Here is a 15,285-nt window from a genome sequence, read left to right on the forward strand (position 1 = left end):
CATTCAGTTTGCCTGTGTTAGAATTTTTAAAACTTCATAAAATGAGGTAAAATGAAAATTGAGGCATATAAAAGATTTGTTACTATCGATCCCTACAATCATACCTCTTATATATTAGAAAATAATGTCCTCAAAAGTTATAAATCTCTCAAATTTAATAATAAAAACTTTTATATCTCTTATCTCCAAGTAAAAGATACAATTATTACTACACTTGAAATCAGTAGAAACATTCCTCCAGAAGATTTGAGGGATGTTATTGAGATTAAAGCATATGAGGAACTGGATCTTGATGAAGTTAATGAATATAAAATAGAATTTATTGAAATCCCTACCCCACTCCATGAAAAAAATAGAAAATTTCAGTTATATATCACTGAAATACAAATAATCCGTGATGTGTTTAGAGAGATTACTAAAAAAATTGAATATATTGATTATATTTTACCTGCACCAGTTCTTTTTAAATCTCTCTATGATGAAGAGATTCTTGATAATACTGAAATACACCTTTTTATCTATTTTCAAAAAGATGATGCTTTCGTAACTTTATATAGTGAAGGATCACTGGTATATGCAAAATCACTCAAGTACTCTTTTTCTGATATTGCTGAAAGGATTAGTGAGCTCAAAGGCGAAAATATAGATGTACAGACTATCATGCAAACCCTTGCAAAAGATGGAGTAAAAATTGCAGATCCAGATGAAATCCAATTCTATATGCAAGTTTTTAGTGAAATTTTTATGCATATCAATGATATATTGATTTATGCGAAACGTGTACATAAGATTGAAATTGTAGATAAAATTTTTATAAGCTCAGATATAGGATATATCAAGGGAATTGAAGAGTATTCACGTACATATTTAGCCCAAGATGCATTTGATTTCAATTTTGATTATCCAATAACCTCTAATGAGCCGTATGTAGAGGATTTACACTTTCTTTTGGCATTAAGTGCAAAAAATATTGTTGAGCGTTTGGAAAGATTACCAAATCTTACGATTTTCCATCGTCCACCACCTTTATGGAAAAGACCTAGTGGCCATCTACTTGCAATTACTCTTGTTACATTACTTTTAGCTTTAGCTTATCCAGCATATAACTTTTTTCTTACTTATAAATTACGTTATGAAACAACGTTACTGCATAATAAATATCCTTTAATTCATGCAAAGAGAGTTGCATTAGAGACACGCATCAATGAACTTAAGAAGCAAATTAAAGATATACAGAACAAAATAGTTCGAGAGCAACAAGAGTTGCAAAGAATAAAAAATATTCTCTTGCAAATATATAACAAAAAAGTTCATTATGTTATGAAAGCTTCAACAATTGCTGAACTTTCTCAGGATATGGTGCATCACAAAATTAATCTTATAAATATTGATAATAATGCTACCTCTTTTGATTTCAATGTTACAGCAGTAGACAATAAAAACATTACGCGATTTATCAAATATATTGCCGATAATAAAAGCGATAGATATGAAGTTTCTACAAAAGAGATCAATAAAACAGATATAAATAGCACTGTGTATGTGAGTAATATAGAGGTAAAAATCAAATGAGTATGCTAAAACAGATTGACAATTTTTTTCAAAATAGAAAAAGTAGCGAGAAGATACTCATTTATTTCACCATCGCAATAGCTATCTTTGCATTTTCGTATCAATATTTTTTTCCTATGAGCGAAAAAATGTATAAAAATGCAGCAGAGCAAAAAAAGGTAATTGAGACAAAGATAAATCTTGATAGAGCTTATATTAAAGCTGTGACTGTCAATGGTGATGAGAATTTCTATATAAAAAAATATGACAAAGATCTTCAAAATCTAAAAGAAAAATATAAACAAGTAATTGATAAAAAACGATATATTGACTATAAAATCAAAGAACTCTCCTATCTCTTATACAACAAAAAAAAGTGGGCAGAATTTTTCGATAGTCTAACGCAAATAGCCACACGTAACGGGATTGAGATCAATTATATTCTCAATAATTTTCTCGACGCAACAAAAACTTTTGGGCATGTTTTAGAAGTTGAAATTTCATGTAAAGGGGACTTCAAAAACATTGTAGCGTATATTAACGATATAGAGCAAAGCGATCTTGTTGTAGATGTTTACGCACTGCATATAAGCGGTAAATCGCCACTAGAATCAATCTTTAAGGTTTCGGTATGGGGTATAAATTATTAATTTTTGTAACATTTTTCTCTAGCTTCATTTTAGCTAACACGCAATATCCAGATATTGATAGATTGATTGAACAAGTAAAAACAAAAAGAGTTGGTTTATCTAAAAAAGAGATAGAAAAGTTGCAAAATCCTTTTATTAATGAAAAAAAACTGCAAAAAATAATAAAAAAACAGAAAGTTGCTAAAAAAAAGCCAAAAAGAAGGATTCATCTAAAACTCTATTCGATTTTCAATAATAGAGCAAAAATCAATGGAAAATGGTATACAATTGGTAATACAATATATGGTTATAGACTAGTTAAAATCGATAAGGGTAAAAAAAGAGTGATACTGTTCAAAAAAAAGCGAATGCTTGTTTTATATTTGAACAATGTTAACAAGAGAAAATTCAAACTCTTGAAAATGTAATGGAGAATTTATTATGAAAAAAATCATAGCTACTTTATCTGTTTTTATTACACTACTATTTGCACAAAATAGTTGTGAAACAAGATTTTTTACCCTTGAAAGCAAACCAGGTATTTCGATAGGTGAAATTATTAATAATATTAGTGATGAGTGTGATTATACTGTTTTATTGAAAGATAAATTCGCAAAGAAGAAAATGAAGGAGAGACTGGGTAAATTATCTTTAAAAAAAGTTACACTTGATACCCTCTTAAATGTAATATTGCTAGAACATAATTTAGATTACACTCTTGTAGATAATATACTCTCTATTAATTATCTTATAACAAAAACTTTTAAAATAGATTATGTAACAACAAAAAGAGTTGGACAAGCAGTGACAGATGCATCTGTTGATATTGGAGGTGTTTCTCAGGCTGATGGAGGTGGAGTATCAGCAGGAACTTCTACAAAAACAAGAGATGTGAATATAATTTCATCAAAAGATGAGTTTGATTTTTGGAAAAATATTCAACAAGAGATTTACGATATTCTCAATAGACCTTCTGATGAGTATAATGCACCTAAACCTATCGTTAATGCAAACGCAGGACTAGTTACTGTAACAGGAACAAGAAAGCAGATTGAAAGAGTAGCAACATATATTGATGAATTAGAAGATCGTATGCATAAAGAGGTGCTTATAGATGTGTCTATTTTAGCTGTATTTCTCAATAAAAATATTACAACAGGAATAGATTGGAGCCGCTTTAGTCTTACGCTCAATGGGGAGTATGATGCAAACGGTAATTTTTCTCCAACAAATCCACTTGCTACTTATCAAAGTGTGGGGGTTGGTACAAATTTTAAAAATATAGATTATGCAAGTACTGCAACAGCAATCATAAACTCTTCATTAAATCTCTCTGGACTTATAGATTTTTTACAAAAAGATGGAAAAGTTGTTACTCTTTCAAATCCAAAAATTCTAACTCTTAATAATCAACCTGCTATTATTACAATAGGTGATAATATAAACTATAATGTTCCAACATCTATTACCATTGGCACACAAGGTGATCTTGGAGAAAAAGCGTATACTCCCTCTTCTATCTTTGTAGGAATTTTACTAAATATTACTCCTGAAATAACTGATGATAATGAGATAATTTTGCGCATCAATCCATCTATTTCGGAGCTAAGAAATCCTGATGATTTAACACTTAAAGGCACAAGCTCTTTCAGAGAAATTGCTCCTGATACAAAAGAGAAAAAAATATCATCGGTAGTCAAAGTAAGAGATGGCTCTACTCTAATACTTGGGGGGCTCATATCAAATACAAAAAATTTCATGATAAATGGTGTTCCTCTTATTAAAGATATACCTCTATTTGGTAATCTATTTAAGAGTAAGAAAAGAGAGAACCAAAGATTTGAACTCATTTTTGTTTTGAAACCTAAAATTATTAAAAGCAACAAGGATATGGATATTTCTTTGAAAGATTTAGGATATCGAAAATTAACATATGAAAAATGATAATATTTATGAAAAAGCAAAAAGAATTTTTGAAGAGAGTAATGATCCAAAAGATTTTGTAAAGATTGAATCTAATATTGCTTGCCTTGAAACACTCCATTATTGCATGGAAGAATCTTTCAAATTCATTTTACTCTATGGACCTCCTGGTATTGGTAAGTCTATGCTTTTGCGTAGATTTTATTATGAACAACATAGCGAGAGCCTCTTTTTCTATCCGGCACCATTTCTAAGTAGAAAAGAGCTTTTTTATCGTCTATCTATGGATCTGCTTTCAAAAAAGGTAGGAAATTTCATTCAATCTATTTCACAAATACCTAACAAAACTTATACTATCTTAATTGATGAAGCACAAATGTACGACGAGAATATGCTTGAAATTTTTAGAATACTTGCAGATACCAAAAAGATTCGCTTCATTCTTGCTCTTCATACACAAAAACATGATGCTATTCTTGCAAAAGAACATTTTAGTACAAGAATATATAAAGATATTGCCCTTACACCCCCTACACTACGTGAATTTCATAGTTATCTACAAAAAAAGCTTTTCCAAAAAGGGTGTAATGAACTAGCTGTTGCCATGCAACTCTCGACGGCTAAGCAAATCTATAAATTTACACAAGGTAACTTCCGCCAAACTGATAAGTTTCTCTATGTGCTTTTTGATATAATGGCATACTTTAGCAAAAACTATCCATCTAAAATCAAAAATGGCAAAATAGAGAAAAAATTTATAGAGATGAGTGCAATTCATTTAGGATTGATTAATGCATGAGTATGAAAGATTGGAACAGCGATGGAAAGTATATAATTTTAAAAAAAATTTCAAATCATTTTTTTTACTATCTATTCTTTTTTTATTGATTGGAGGAGCCTTTTATATCCTAAAAATGAAAAGCTCTTCTTCATTAAAACCAAAAAATATATCTTCAAACCAAAAAACTATCAACAATGTATCTCATAATAAAAACTTTTTAGCTCCTGCTTTGGATTTTGAAAAGAGACTGCTAAATAAAAAAGTAATAAATAAAAGTCAGAAAAAAAGTAATAGAAAACAAAGTAATAACAAAAAAAAGGTAACAGATAAGAAAGCAACAAAAAATAAACCTAATATAAAAAATAGATCTAAAAAAGACACCTTCAAAATAGAGACACAAACATTGAGTCTCAAAGAGATGATACGTAATTTTAAAAAAAGACCAAGTGCACCACTTGCTTTACTTATAGCAAAAAAATATTTTACTAAAGGGGAGTATAAGCATGCACTTGAGTGGAGTATAAAATCGAATGAATTGGATAAAAATTTAGAAGAGAGTTGGATACTTTTTGCTAAAAGTGCTTATAGAATAGGCGATAAAAAGCGTGCTATTAAAGCGTTACAAATAATTATAAGGAAAAATAATTCGAAAGAGGCGAAACGCTTATTAAGAAAAATATCTCGGGGCCAAAAGATATGAAAAAAATATTGCTTCTCTTACCTTTCATTCTTTTTTGTGGTGAAATCTCTGTGAAAAAACTTATTGACAACTATCAACGAGGGCATTACAAATATGTGTGTCTTGAAGGATATAAGAATTTTAGAATATTGGAAAAGGATGAAGATCTTCTCTCTATGTATGCATTTTCCTGCCTACGAAGTGATTATATTGATCGACTTGCAGTTCCTATTTTAATACTTGGAAAAACAAGAGAGTCACGTAAAAATAGAGCTTACTTCTCACTTATTTTAGCACAAAAAAATATACTCATTTCTGCATTGACAGATGGAGAAAAGTATACCAATTTGCATGTGCCAACAAGTGACCATATAATATCAAAAGTCTTCAATCTCTATTTTCAAAAAAAATATAAAAAGATCGATAATATCTATGAATTTTTTGATAAAAATAATAAAAACTGTATATACAGGGTTTATATACAGTATAAGAAATCTCGACCTTTTCTTGTTATTGAAGAGATTCAAAATAAAAGCAAAAAAATCCATATATATAGGTGAACTATGAATGAAAGACTACTCAATATTATCCTTTCAAGTTTAACTCTTGATGAGCTTGATATAAAAAATATTAAAGAAAATCTTACAAATATAAAAAATGTTATATATTTTCTTGTCAATCGTGAATTTGTTAAAGAAGAGGAACTTATAGAACTTTTAGCAAAGAGACTGCGGGAAGGAAAGCTTTCTATAGATGATCTTGATGATTTGCCAATGGAACTAACCGAAAAAGTCCTCAAAAAATATGCAAAAATTCTCAATATTGAGTATGTGGATCTTGATACATTTGATATAAATATGCGACTACTATCTCGTATTCCACTTAATCAACTAAAAAAATTCAAAGTTGTACCTTTAAAAGAGAGCGAAATAAATATCTTGGTAGCAATAAGTGATCCAATAGATATTGCTGCGCAAGAAGCTGTACAAAGGATGTTTCCCAAAAAGCCTGTAAAATTTGTACTCGCTTCCAAAAAACAGATTGAAAACTTTCTCTACAAAGTAGAGCTCAATGAAAATATTAAAGAGTATATTAATGAGATTCGTCAAGATTTGCTCACAGGTATAGAAAAAAAGGGAGGAATAGAAGAATCAAGCGCTGTTTTAAAACTTATTGAAGCCATCCTCAAAACTGCGATACTTTCGCGTGCAAGTGACATTCATATAGAGCCTACAGAAAATAGTTGTATTGTACGCACGAGAGTCGATGGAATTTTGAATGAAAAATTTATATTTGATAGAGATATTTACCCTCCTCTCTCTTCTCGGCTTAAGCTCATGGCCAATCTTGATATAGCAGAAAAGAGAAAACCTCAAGATGGTCGTTTTTCTGAAACCATTATGAATAAAGAGTTCGATTTTAGGATATCTACTCTTCCAATTATCTCTGGAGAGTCAATAGTTATGAGGATTCTTGATAAATCAAAGGCTTTGATTCCTTTGGAAGAAGCTGGTATGAGTAATTATAACTTCACAGTTTTTACTAAAGCTCTCAAAGTTCCATATGGCATTATTCTTGTCACAGGTCCAACCGGAAGTGGTAAATCTACCACCCTCTATGGTGCGCTTAATATGTTAAGAAGTGTGGAGAAAAAGATAATAACTGTAGAAGATCCTGTCGAATATCAAATTAATCATGTACAACAATCACAAGTAAACCCAAAAATTGGTTTTACTTTTGCCTCTGCTTTGCGCTCTATTTTACGTCAAGATCCAGATATTATAATGATAGGTGAGATTCGTGATCAAGAAACTATGCGCATAGCTGTGCAAGCTGCCTTGACAGGTCATCTCGTTCTTTCAACTCTACATACCAATGATGCAATCAGTGCAATTAACAGAATTATAGATATGGGTATAGAGCCCTATCTCGTTAGTGGAGCTCTTATCGCAATAGAAGCACAAAGGTTAGTAAGAAGAATATGCCCATATTGTAAAACTGAAATAGAACTAGAACCAACAGCGTATAATGACATCAAACCTTATTTACCAGAAAACTATAGATTCTATAAAGGTAAAGGTTGTAGACATTGCGATTATACCGGCTATAGTGGAAGAGAAATGATAAGTGAAGTTTTGCGTGTTGATGAAGATATTGCAAGAATGATTGCAAAGGAAGAGAGTAAAGAAAAAATTACGCAGACAGCTTTAGAAAAAGGGTTTAAAACTATGCTAGAAGATGGCATAAATAAAGCGATAGAGGGCTCTACTACTATAGATGAAGTTTTGAGAGTTACAAGGTTGTAGGGTGAAATATTTTAATGTGTTAGTTTTGAGTAAGGGGAAGAAAAATAGCTTTCTCATTCGATCAGATTCAAAAAAAGAGGCAATTGAAAAAGCAAAACTCAAAACTAATGGAGTAGTTCTAAAAATAGAAGAGACATCTCAGCCATTAGAAGAAAAAGTTGAAGAGTTTAAAAACTATCTCCTTTCATTTAGAAAAATTAAAATTAAACGTGCCAATCTCATTGCTACTATGAGACAGTTAGCTGTTATGGCAAATGCTGGTATCCCTCTCCATGATGCTTTGAATGAAATAGCAAACTCCACAAATGACAAACAACTACAGATAATTTTGAAAGATATTGCAGAGAGTATAAATGCTGGTATAAGTCTCTCCCAGTCTATGGAAAAATATAAAGATGAACTAGGCAATCTTACAATAATGATGATTAAACTTGGAGAGCAAACGGGCGATATGGCCTCAGCACTCTTTACTTTAACTAACATTTTGGAAAAAATTGATGAGAATGTACGCAAATTCAAAAAAGCGATTCGCTACCCTCTTATAACTTTAGGGGCAATGGCTATCGCTTTTACTATTTTGATTGTTTATGTAGTTCCAAAATTCAAAGAGATCTTTGAAAGATTTCATGCCAAACTACCCCTTCCAACAAGAATTTTGCTTAATATCGAATATATTTTTACACATTATGGTCTTTATATTCTACTGTTTTTAATTGCATCTACTATTTTTGTGATATTTTTATATAGAACAAACCCCCAATTTAAAAAAAGTATTGATACTTTTCTTTTAAAGCTCTATCTGCTTAAAGATATTATCTATTATGCGCAGCTCAATCGTTTCATGCTCGTCTTCTCTGAACTTGTGAAAGCTGGTATTCCTGTTATTGATGCATTGGAAAATTCGATAAGCCTGGTAGATAACAGTTACTTACAAGAGAAGCTAGAGATAGTAAAAACTATGGTTGAAAAAGGATCTTCTATTGAAGAGGCTTTTGCACAAACAGGACTTTTTGAAAATATGATTTTGCAAATGATTGCAGCGGGTGAAGCGAGTGGTCAATTGGATAATATGCTACAAAAAATTACAGAATATTATGGTATGAAATTTGATTACATCCTCGATAATCTTTCAAGTTATATTGAGCCTATTATGCTCGTTATAATTGCAGCTATGGTACTTCTTTTGGCTCTTGGAATTTTCTTGCCAATGTGGGATATGGCGCAAGTTATACAAGGGCGAGGCTAATCTACAAGCCCTGCTTCTTGCAAAAATCTTGAGGGTAAAAACTCTTGCTTTTTTACCCTGTCATATTTTGCATAACTCAAATAGAGCATCTCTTTTGCTCGTGTTACTGCTACATAAAAAAGTCTGCGCTCCTCTTCGATAGATCCGCCTTTGCTAACTAATTTGAGATTGGGAAATCGTCCTTCCATGAGATCGAGCACATACACCTCTTTAAATTCCAGCCCTTTACTTGCATGAATGGTCAAGAGATTGACCCCTTCTCCTTGTACCATTTCACTACTACCAAGAACCATTGCATTATAAAATTTATATATATCGTTATGGTTTTTTGCGATATGTACAATTAATGCTGCACGCCTCTCTATTTTATGTATCGCTTCATTATACAAAGTAGGATCGATACTCCCATCTTTTCTTTTTGCTCTTTGCTGTGCAAGTTGCTCTTTAATATTATTAAATATGAATGAGTCTACTATGTGTTCAATAAAACTTTGTGGTCTTTTGAGTCGTAGCCGCAAAAGTTTTGCAAGTTCATTGAGATACAACGCTCCATCTTGGGAGAGTTTTGGATGTTTGAGAACTGGATTATCTAAAATGCTTAACCCTTGAAATCTTGATTTACTTCCTAATTGTCCCAAATCATCAAAGAGGCCCAACTGATAATTTCTCGCTCTTTTTGTGAAGGGATCTTTTAGATCTTTTGGATTGAGAAGGCCTTTTTTAAGATCTCCCTCTCCACATAGTACCAAGGCTTCATAGAGATCTTTAGCAATATTTGCTCCAATGCCTTTGGCGTACTCTAATATATGAATAAAGGCTAACAGATCTTTTGGGTTGATAAGAATAGCTAAGAGATCGAAAATTGCTTTAACCTCTTTAAGATCAAAAAGATTGGTTCCTCCTTTTCTTTTACATCCTATTCCCTGCTCTCGTAATGCAGCTTCAATTCCATCCGCGCTTGCATTATTGCGATAAATAACAGCTATTTCATTGCGGGGAGTCAAAGAAGCTCGAATTCTCGCAGCTACACCTTCATATTGTGCATAGAGATCTTCAAATGCCAAAAGTTTCGGTAAGATAGCATTTTTTCTATTCATTACTTCAAGATTTTTTGGATAAATACGCTCATTGTTTATTATTACTCGATTGGCAAGATCTAGAATATATTTGGTGGATCGATAGTTTTTGCTTAGATTAAATACATTTACTGGATGATAGCGATCTTTAAAAGTTGCTATGATATCTATATTGGCGCCATTAAAAGCATATATACTTTGATCATAGTCTCCTACACAAAAAAGCGAATCAAATTGAAGAGCATCAATGAATTTTCCTTGAAGATTGTTTGTGTCCTGATACTCATCAACAAGAACTTCCTTAAATTTTTTTATTGCATTTTTATTTTCTATTATCTTCAAAAGCAGATCATTGAAACTTAAAAACCCATATCTATTTTTAAGCTCTTCATACTCCAGGACAATATCTTCATATATTGGCGCAAGTTCTTTATGCTCCTGATTCTTTAGGGCTATCCATTCACCAAAGCTTTTTATAAATTCGCTATTTTGATACAAAGAGTAGTAATCATAAAGAGAACTTGCTGCATATGGTTTGATCTCTGTAACTTGAGAAAAATCTCTGCGCTCATATATACTTTTAAAGAGTGTTTTAAGCTCTTTTGGTTGTTTGAGTACAAGACGTGAATCTATATTTTTAAGCCAACGATAACTGACAGCATGAAAAGTTCCAGCTTCAATATCCTTAGCCTTTTTGCCAAACTTTTGCTCAAGCCGTTTTATCATCTCTGCCGCAGCTTTATTTGTGAAGGTGAGCAGTAAAATATCTTGAGGCTCAACTCCCTCTTCAAGTAGTCTCGCAATGCGTGCTACTATAGTGGAGGTTTTTCCTGTTCCAGCACTTGCAATGACAAGATTGTACCCATAAGGGGCGTTAACGGCTGCAAGCTGTTCAGGATTTAACATCATATTCCTTAAAGTTAAATTTTGGTAAAATTGCCCTAAATTTTTATAGCTTAAAGGTCACTTAAATGAGCAGATATAACCCTCAAGAAATAGAAAAGCAATTTTACCAAATATGGGAACAAAGAGGCTATTTTGAGATAGATGGAAATAAAAAGATCCAAAAAGGTAAAAACTTTTGCATCATGATGCCACCTCCCAATGTTACTGGGAGACTCCATATCGGTCATGCTCTCACATTCACGCTCCAAGATATTATGGTGCGCTATAAGCGGATGGATGGCTACAAAACTTTGTGGCAACCAGGGACTGACCATGCTGGAATTGCTACGCAAAATGTAGTTGAAAAGCAATTACTAGCTAAGGGAATAAAAAAAGAGGAAATAGGTAGAGAAAAGTTCTTAGAGTATGTGTGGAAATGGAAAGAGGAGTCTGGTAATGCCATTGTAACGCAGTTAAGACTTCTTGGAGTGAGTCCAGCGTGGAGCAGAGAGCGCTTTACTATGGATGAAGGGCTCAAAAATGCTGTACGAGAAGCTTTTGTGAGACTATACAACGAAGGGCTTATTGTCAAAGGCAACTATCTTGTCAACTGGTGTACACACGATGGGGCTTTAAGTGATATTGAAGTGGAGTATGAGGAGAAAGAGGGAGCACTCTATCATATTCGCTACCCACTTGTTGAAGAGGATGGGTATGTGGTCGTTGCTACCACAAGACCTGAGACATTCTTCGGCGATACCGCAGTGATGGTCAATCCCAATGATGAGCGCTACAAGCACTTAATCGGAAAGCATGTGCGTTTGCCTCTAATCAATCGAGAGATTCCTATCATTGCAGATGAGCATGTAGATATGGAGTTTGGAACAGGTGTTGTGAAAGTTACTCCAGCGCACGATCCAAACGACTATGAGGTAGGTAAACGCCACAATCTAGAATTCATCACCATCTTTGATGAAAAAGGTATTCTCAACGAGCATGCAGGAGAGTTTGCAGGGCTTGAGCGTCTAGAAGCAAGAGATAAGGTAGTACAAAAGCTTCAAGAAGAGGGATTTATAGAAAAGATTGAGCCACACCGCCACCAGGTAGGACACTGCTATCGCTGTGGAAATGTAGTTGAGCCTTACATCTCTCCACAGTGGTTTGTAAAAGCTGAAATTGCAAAAGATGCCGTACGTAAGGCAAATGAAGGTGAGACAAAGTTCTATCCGCCACAATGGCTCAATAACTTCAATGCTTGGATGCGAGAGCTTAGAGACTGGTGTATAAGCCGCCAACTATGGTGGGGGCATAGGATCCCAGTTTGGTATTGCAAAGATTGTGGCAATGAGTGGGCAAGCAAAAAAGAGCATGAAGAAAAATGTCCAAAATGTGGATCGACTAATATCTATCAAGATCCAGATGTGCTCGACACCTGGTTTAGCTCTGCTCTTTGGCCATTCTCTACACTTGGATGGGGAAATGGTGATTGGGGAAAAGGCATAAAGTGGAATGAGACAGATCTTAAGGAGTTTTATCCAAATGATCTTCTCATTACTGGATTTGATATCCTCTTTTTCTGGGTTGCTCGTATGATGATGATGGGAGAGCACTTCTTGCATAAACTCCCTTTCAAAGATGTCTATCTCCATGCACTTGTACGCGATGAGCATGGCCAGAAGATGAGTAAATCAAAAGGAAATGTAATCGATCCAATCGATACAATCAATGAATATAGCGCCGATGCAATGCGCTTTACTCTCGCAATCCTTGCAGTGCAAGGGCGCGATATACGTCTGAGCAAAGATCGCCTCGAGCTCTATCGCAACTTCACCAACAAACTCTACAATGCAGCAAGATTTTTGCAGATGAATCAAGAGAAGTTTGATGACTTGCAAAATACTCAGATCCAAACAGAACTAGGACGCTATATATTGAGTAGATTCAACAACACAGTCAAAGAGGTGCGCGAAAATCTTGATAGCTACCGCTTCAATGATGCAGCTACCACGCTCTATCGATTTTTGTGGGGTGAGTTTTGTGACTGGGGAATTGAGCTGAGCAAAGCTGATAAGAGTAGTATCCCTGAGCTTGGTGCAATTTTCAAAGAGTCTATGAAGCTTCTCCATCCATTTATGCCTTTTATTACTGAATATCTCTACCAGATGCTCAGTGGAACAGATCTTGAATCAAATGAATCGATTATGATTATGGAGTACCCTGTAGCTGGGGAGCGTGATGAAACAATAGAAGCTGAGTTTGCAAAGATTATCGATGCGATTGTGACAATTCGCCGCGCAAAAGCGCTTATCGATATGGCAAACAAAACTATTCCAAAAGCCTATATCAAAGGCCAAATGAGCGATGAGGCCAAAAAATATATCCAAAAGCTTGCAAAAGTTGAAGAAGTTCTTTTCACACAAGAAGCAATAGCAAATGCAGTAGCAGATATTGGTGATGAGGTAGAAGTCTTTATTCCTCTTGAGGGAATTGATCTCTCACCTATTATTAATCGTCTGACAAAGCAGAAAGAGAAAGTGCAAAAAGAGATTGAAAAGCTCTCTAAAATGTTAAGCAATGAAAACTTTGTCAAAAATGCACCAGCTCAGGTAGTTGAGCAAAACCAAAAAGCGCTTCAAGAAGCCCAAGAAAAACTATCTAAAATCGAAGAGGAGTTAGGACGTCTCTCCTAACCTCTTTTGCTACATATCAATTCTAAAGGTTCATATTTGTCTTTACAAAAACGTTATAACTTCACAACAAATCCAAAAAATGACATATTAAGTGGGACTGTCGTAGCAGTCGCTCTCATACCTGAAGCAATCGCATTTGCACTTATCGCAGGTTTGAGTCCGCAAATAGGTCTCTATACTGCATTTATTTTAGGACTTATTACTGCGCTTATTGGTGGAAAGCCTGGTATGATTAGTGGTGCTACGGGAGCTGTGGCAGTAGTCTTGGTAGATCTTGTTTTAAAACATGGCGTAGAGTATATGTTTTGGGCAGCAGTTCTTGCTGGAATCATACAGATCCTCATAGGCCTTTTTCGTCTTGGAAAATTTATACGTCTCGTTCCGCAGCCTGCAATTTATGGCTTTGTCAACGGTCTTGCTATTGTGATTGCTACAAGCCAAATCCCTCTCATTAAAGATAGTAACCTCATGACTATCTTTTTAGTGCTACTCACTATGGCAATTATCTACATTTTACCACGATTTACCAAAGCGATTCCTGCAAGTCTTGGAGCGCTCATTGCGATAACTGCTCTTGTACTTACATTTAATATTGATACAAAGCAGATTAAAGATCTTGCAGATATTAGCGGTTCATTTCCAACTTTTCATTTACCAGCTGCACCTCTTAATTTTGAAACACTCAAAATTATTCTCCCCTACTCCATCATAATTGCTTTGGTAGGTTTGATTGAGTCACTCTTAACGCTTTCAGTGCTTGATGAGATGAGTGGTGAGCGAGGTAGTGGCAATCAGGAGTGTATAGCACAAGGCGTAGGAAATATGACTTGTGGTCTTTTTGGGGCAATGCCAGGATGTGCGATGATTGGACAATCGATGATCAACTTCACCAGTGGCGGAAAAGGACGGCTATCAGCTCTGACTGCTGCTATTTTACTTATTCTCTTTGTTGTGGTACTGAGTAAATATATTGCTCTTATACCTCTTGCAGCACTTGTTGGTATTATGTTTGTTGTTGCCATTGCTACTTTTAGCTGGAGCAGTTTAGGACATTTCAAAAGAATGCCAAAAGAGGATCTGTTTGTGATGATTGCAGTAACAATTATTACTATTTTTGCAGATTTGGCAATTGCAGTTATTGCTGGAGTTATTATCTCTGCACTTGTCTTTGCCTGGAAGCATGCAAAGATCTATGCAAGGACTCACATGGAAGGTGAGCGTAAAATCTATGAGCTTGAAGGTCCCCTCTTCTTTGGCTCAGTCCACTCCTTTTTAGAAAAGTTCGATCCAAAAAATGATCCTTTTGAGGTAGTTATAGATTTTAAAAATGCTCGCGTGTTGGATCAAAGTGGTGTAGAAGCTATTGATAAAATTACAAAAAAGTATAAAGAGGCCGGTAAAAGTATTGTGCTACGTCATTTAAGTAATGAATGCAAGGAGCTTCTTACTGAAGCTGGTCCATACTGTACATGGGAAGAGGACGATCCAAATTATCGGGTAGCAATAGATTATTAAGGAG

General features: G+C 34.1%; 12 protein-coding genes. 11 read left to right on the forward strand and 1 reads right to left on the reverse strand.

Features of this window, described 5'->3' with window-relative positions; genetic code table 11:
• The first annotated feature begins 51 nt into the window (after positions 1–51).
• The 9 genes from NITER_RS03495 to NITER_RS03535 are packed head-to-tail and all read left to right on the forward strand — an operon-like array spanning position 52 to position 9,115.
• The gene (locus NITER_RS03495) at positions 52–1,572 is read left to right on the forward strand and encodes a hypothetical protein (protein ID WP_084275851.1); all 1,521 of its coding nucleotides are present in this window, start codon (positions 52–54) and stop codon (positions 1,570–1,572) included.
• Positions 1,569–2,201 carry a type 4a pilus biogenesis protein PilO gene (gene pilO, locus NITER_RS03500; protein ID WP_084275850.1) on the forward strand — a complete coding sequence of 211 codons (633 nt, stop codon included), beginning with the start codon at positions 1,569–1,571 and terminating at the stop codon, positions 2,199–2,201. Before NITER_RS03495 ends, pilO begins: the two co-directional genes overlap by 4 nt.
• Entirely contained in the window at positions 2,183–2,608 is a 426-nt protein-coding gene (locus NITER_RS03505) for a hypothetical protein (protein WP_084275849.1), read from the forward strand. Before pilO ends, NITER_RS03505 begins: the two co-directional genes overlap by 19 nt.
• Positions 2,609–2,621: 13 nt before the next feature.
• Positions 2,622–4,124: a pilus (MSHA type) biogenesis protein MshL gene (locus NITER_RS03510; protein WP_084275848.1), complete on the forward strand. Its 1,503-nt coding sequence runs from the start codon at positions 2,622–2,624 to the stop codon at positions 4,122–4,124.
• Complete coding sequence (locus tag NITER_RS03515) at positions 4,114–4,902, forward strand: AAA family ATPase (RefSeq protein WP_084275847.1); 789 nt, start codon at positions 4,114–4,116, stop codon at positions 4,900–4,902. Before NITER_RS03510 ends, NITER_RS03515 begins: the two co-directional genes overlap by 11 nt.
• The gene (locus NITER_RS03520) at positions 4,895–5,584 is read left to right on the forward strand and encodes a tetratricopeptide repeat protein (protein ID WP_084275846.1); all 690 of its coding nucleotides are present in this window, start codon (positions 4,895–4,897) and stop codon (positions 5,582–5,584) included. The genes NITER_RS03515 and NITER_RS03520 overlap by 8 nt, the downstream gene beginning before the upstream one ends.
• Positions 5,581–6,123 (forward strand): hypothetical protein, encoded by a 543-nt coding sequence (locus NITER_RS03525; protein WP_084275845.1) that lies wholly within the window; start codon positions 5,581–5,583, stop codon positions 6,121–6,123. Before NITER_RS03520 ends, NITER_RS03525 begins: the two co-directional genes overlap by 4 nt.
• Positions 6,124–6,126: 3 nt before the next feature.
• The gene (locus NITER_RS03530) at positions 6,127–7,869 is read left to right on the forward strand and encodes a GspE/PulE family protein (protein ID WP_084275844.1); all 1,743 of its coding nucleotides are present in this window, start codon (positions 6,127–6,129) and stop codon (positions 7,867–7,869) included.
• Position 7,870: 1 nt separating this feature from the next.
• The gene (locus NITER_RS03535) at positions 7,871–9,115 is read left to right on the forward strand and encodes a type II secretion system F family protein (protein ID WP_084275843.1); all 1,245 of its coding nucleotides are present in this window, start codon (positions 7,871–7,873) and stop codon (positions 9,113–9,115) included.
• On the opposite strand, the gene NITER_RS03540 is transcribed toward NITER_RS03535, so the two are convergent.
• Positions 9,112–11,097, reverse strand: coding sequence for an ATP-dependent helicase (locus NITER_RS03540; RefSeq protein WP_231988945.1), 1,986 nt, complete (start codon positions 11,095–11,097; stop codon positions 9,112–9,114). The genes NITER_RS03535 and NITER_RS03540 overlap by 4 nt on opposite strands.
• A gap of 65 nt (positions 11,098–11,162) precedes the next feature.
• Here NITER_RS03540 and NITER_RS03545 point away from each other — a divergent pair, with 65 nt between their 5' ends.
• Positions 11,163–13,766 (forward strand): valine--tRNA ligase, encoded by a 2,604-nt coding sequence (locus NITER_RS03545; RefSeq protein WP_084275841.1) that lies wholly within the window; start codon positions 11,163–11,165, stop codon positions 13,764–13,766.
• A 36-nt stretch (positions 13,767–13,802) separates the two neighbouring features.
• A complete protein-coding gene (locus tag NITER_RS03550; RefSeq protein WP_084275840.1) occupies positions 13,803–15,281 on the forward strand; it encodes a SulP family inorganic anion transporter in 1,479 nt (492 codons plus the stop codon).
• Positions 15,282–15,285: the final 4 nt, after the last annotated feature.

Origin of the sequence: Nitratiruptor tergarcus DSM 16512 (assembly GCF_027946175.1) — a bacterium.
Lineage (GTDB): Bacteria > Campylobacterota > Campylobacteria > Campylobacterales > Nitratiruptoraceae > Nitratiruptor > Nitratiruptor tergarcus.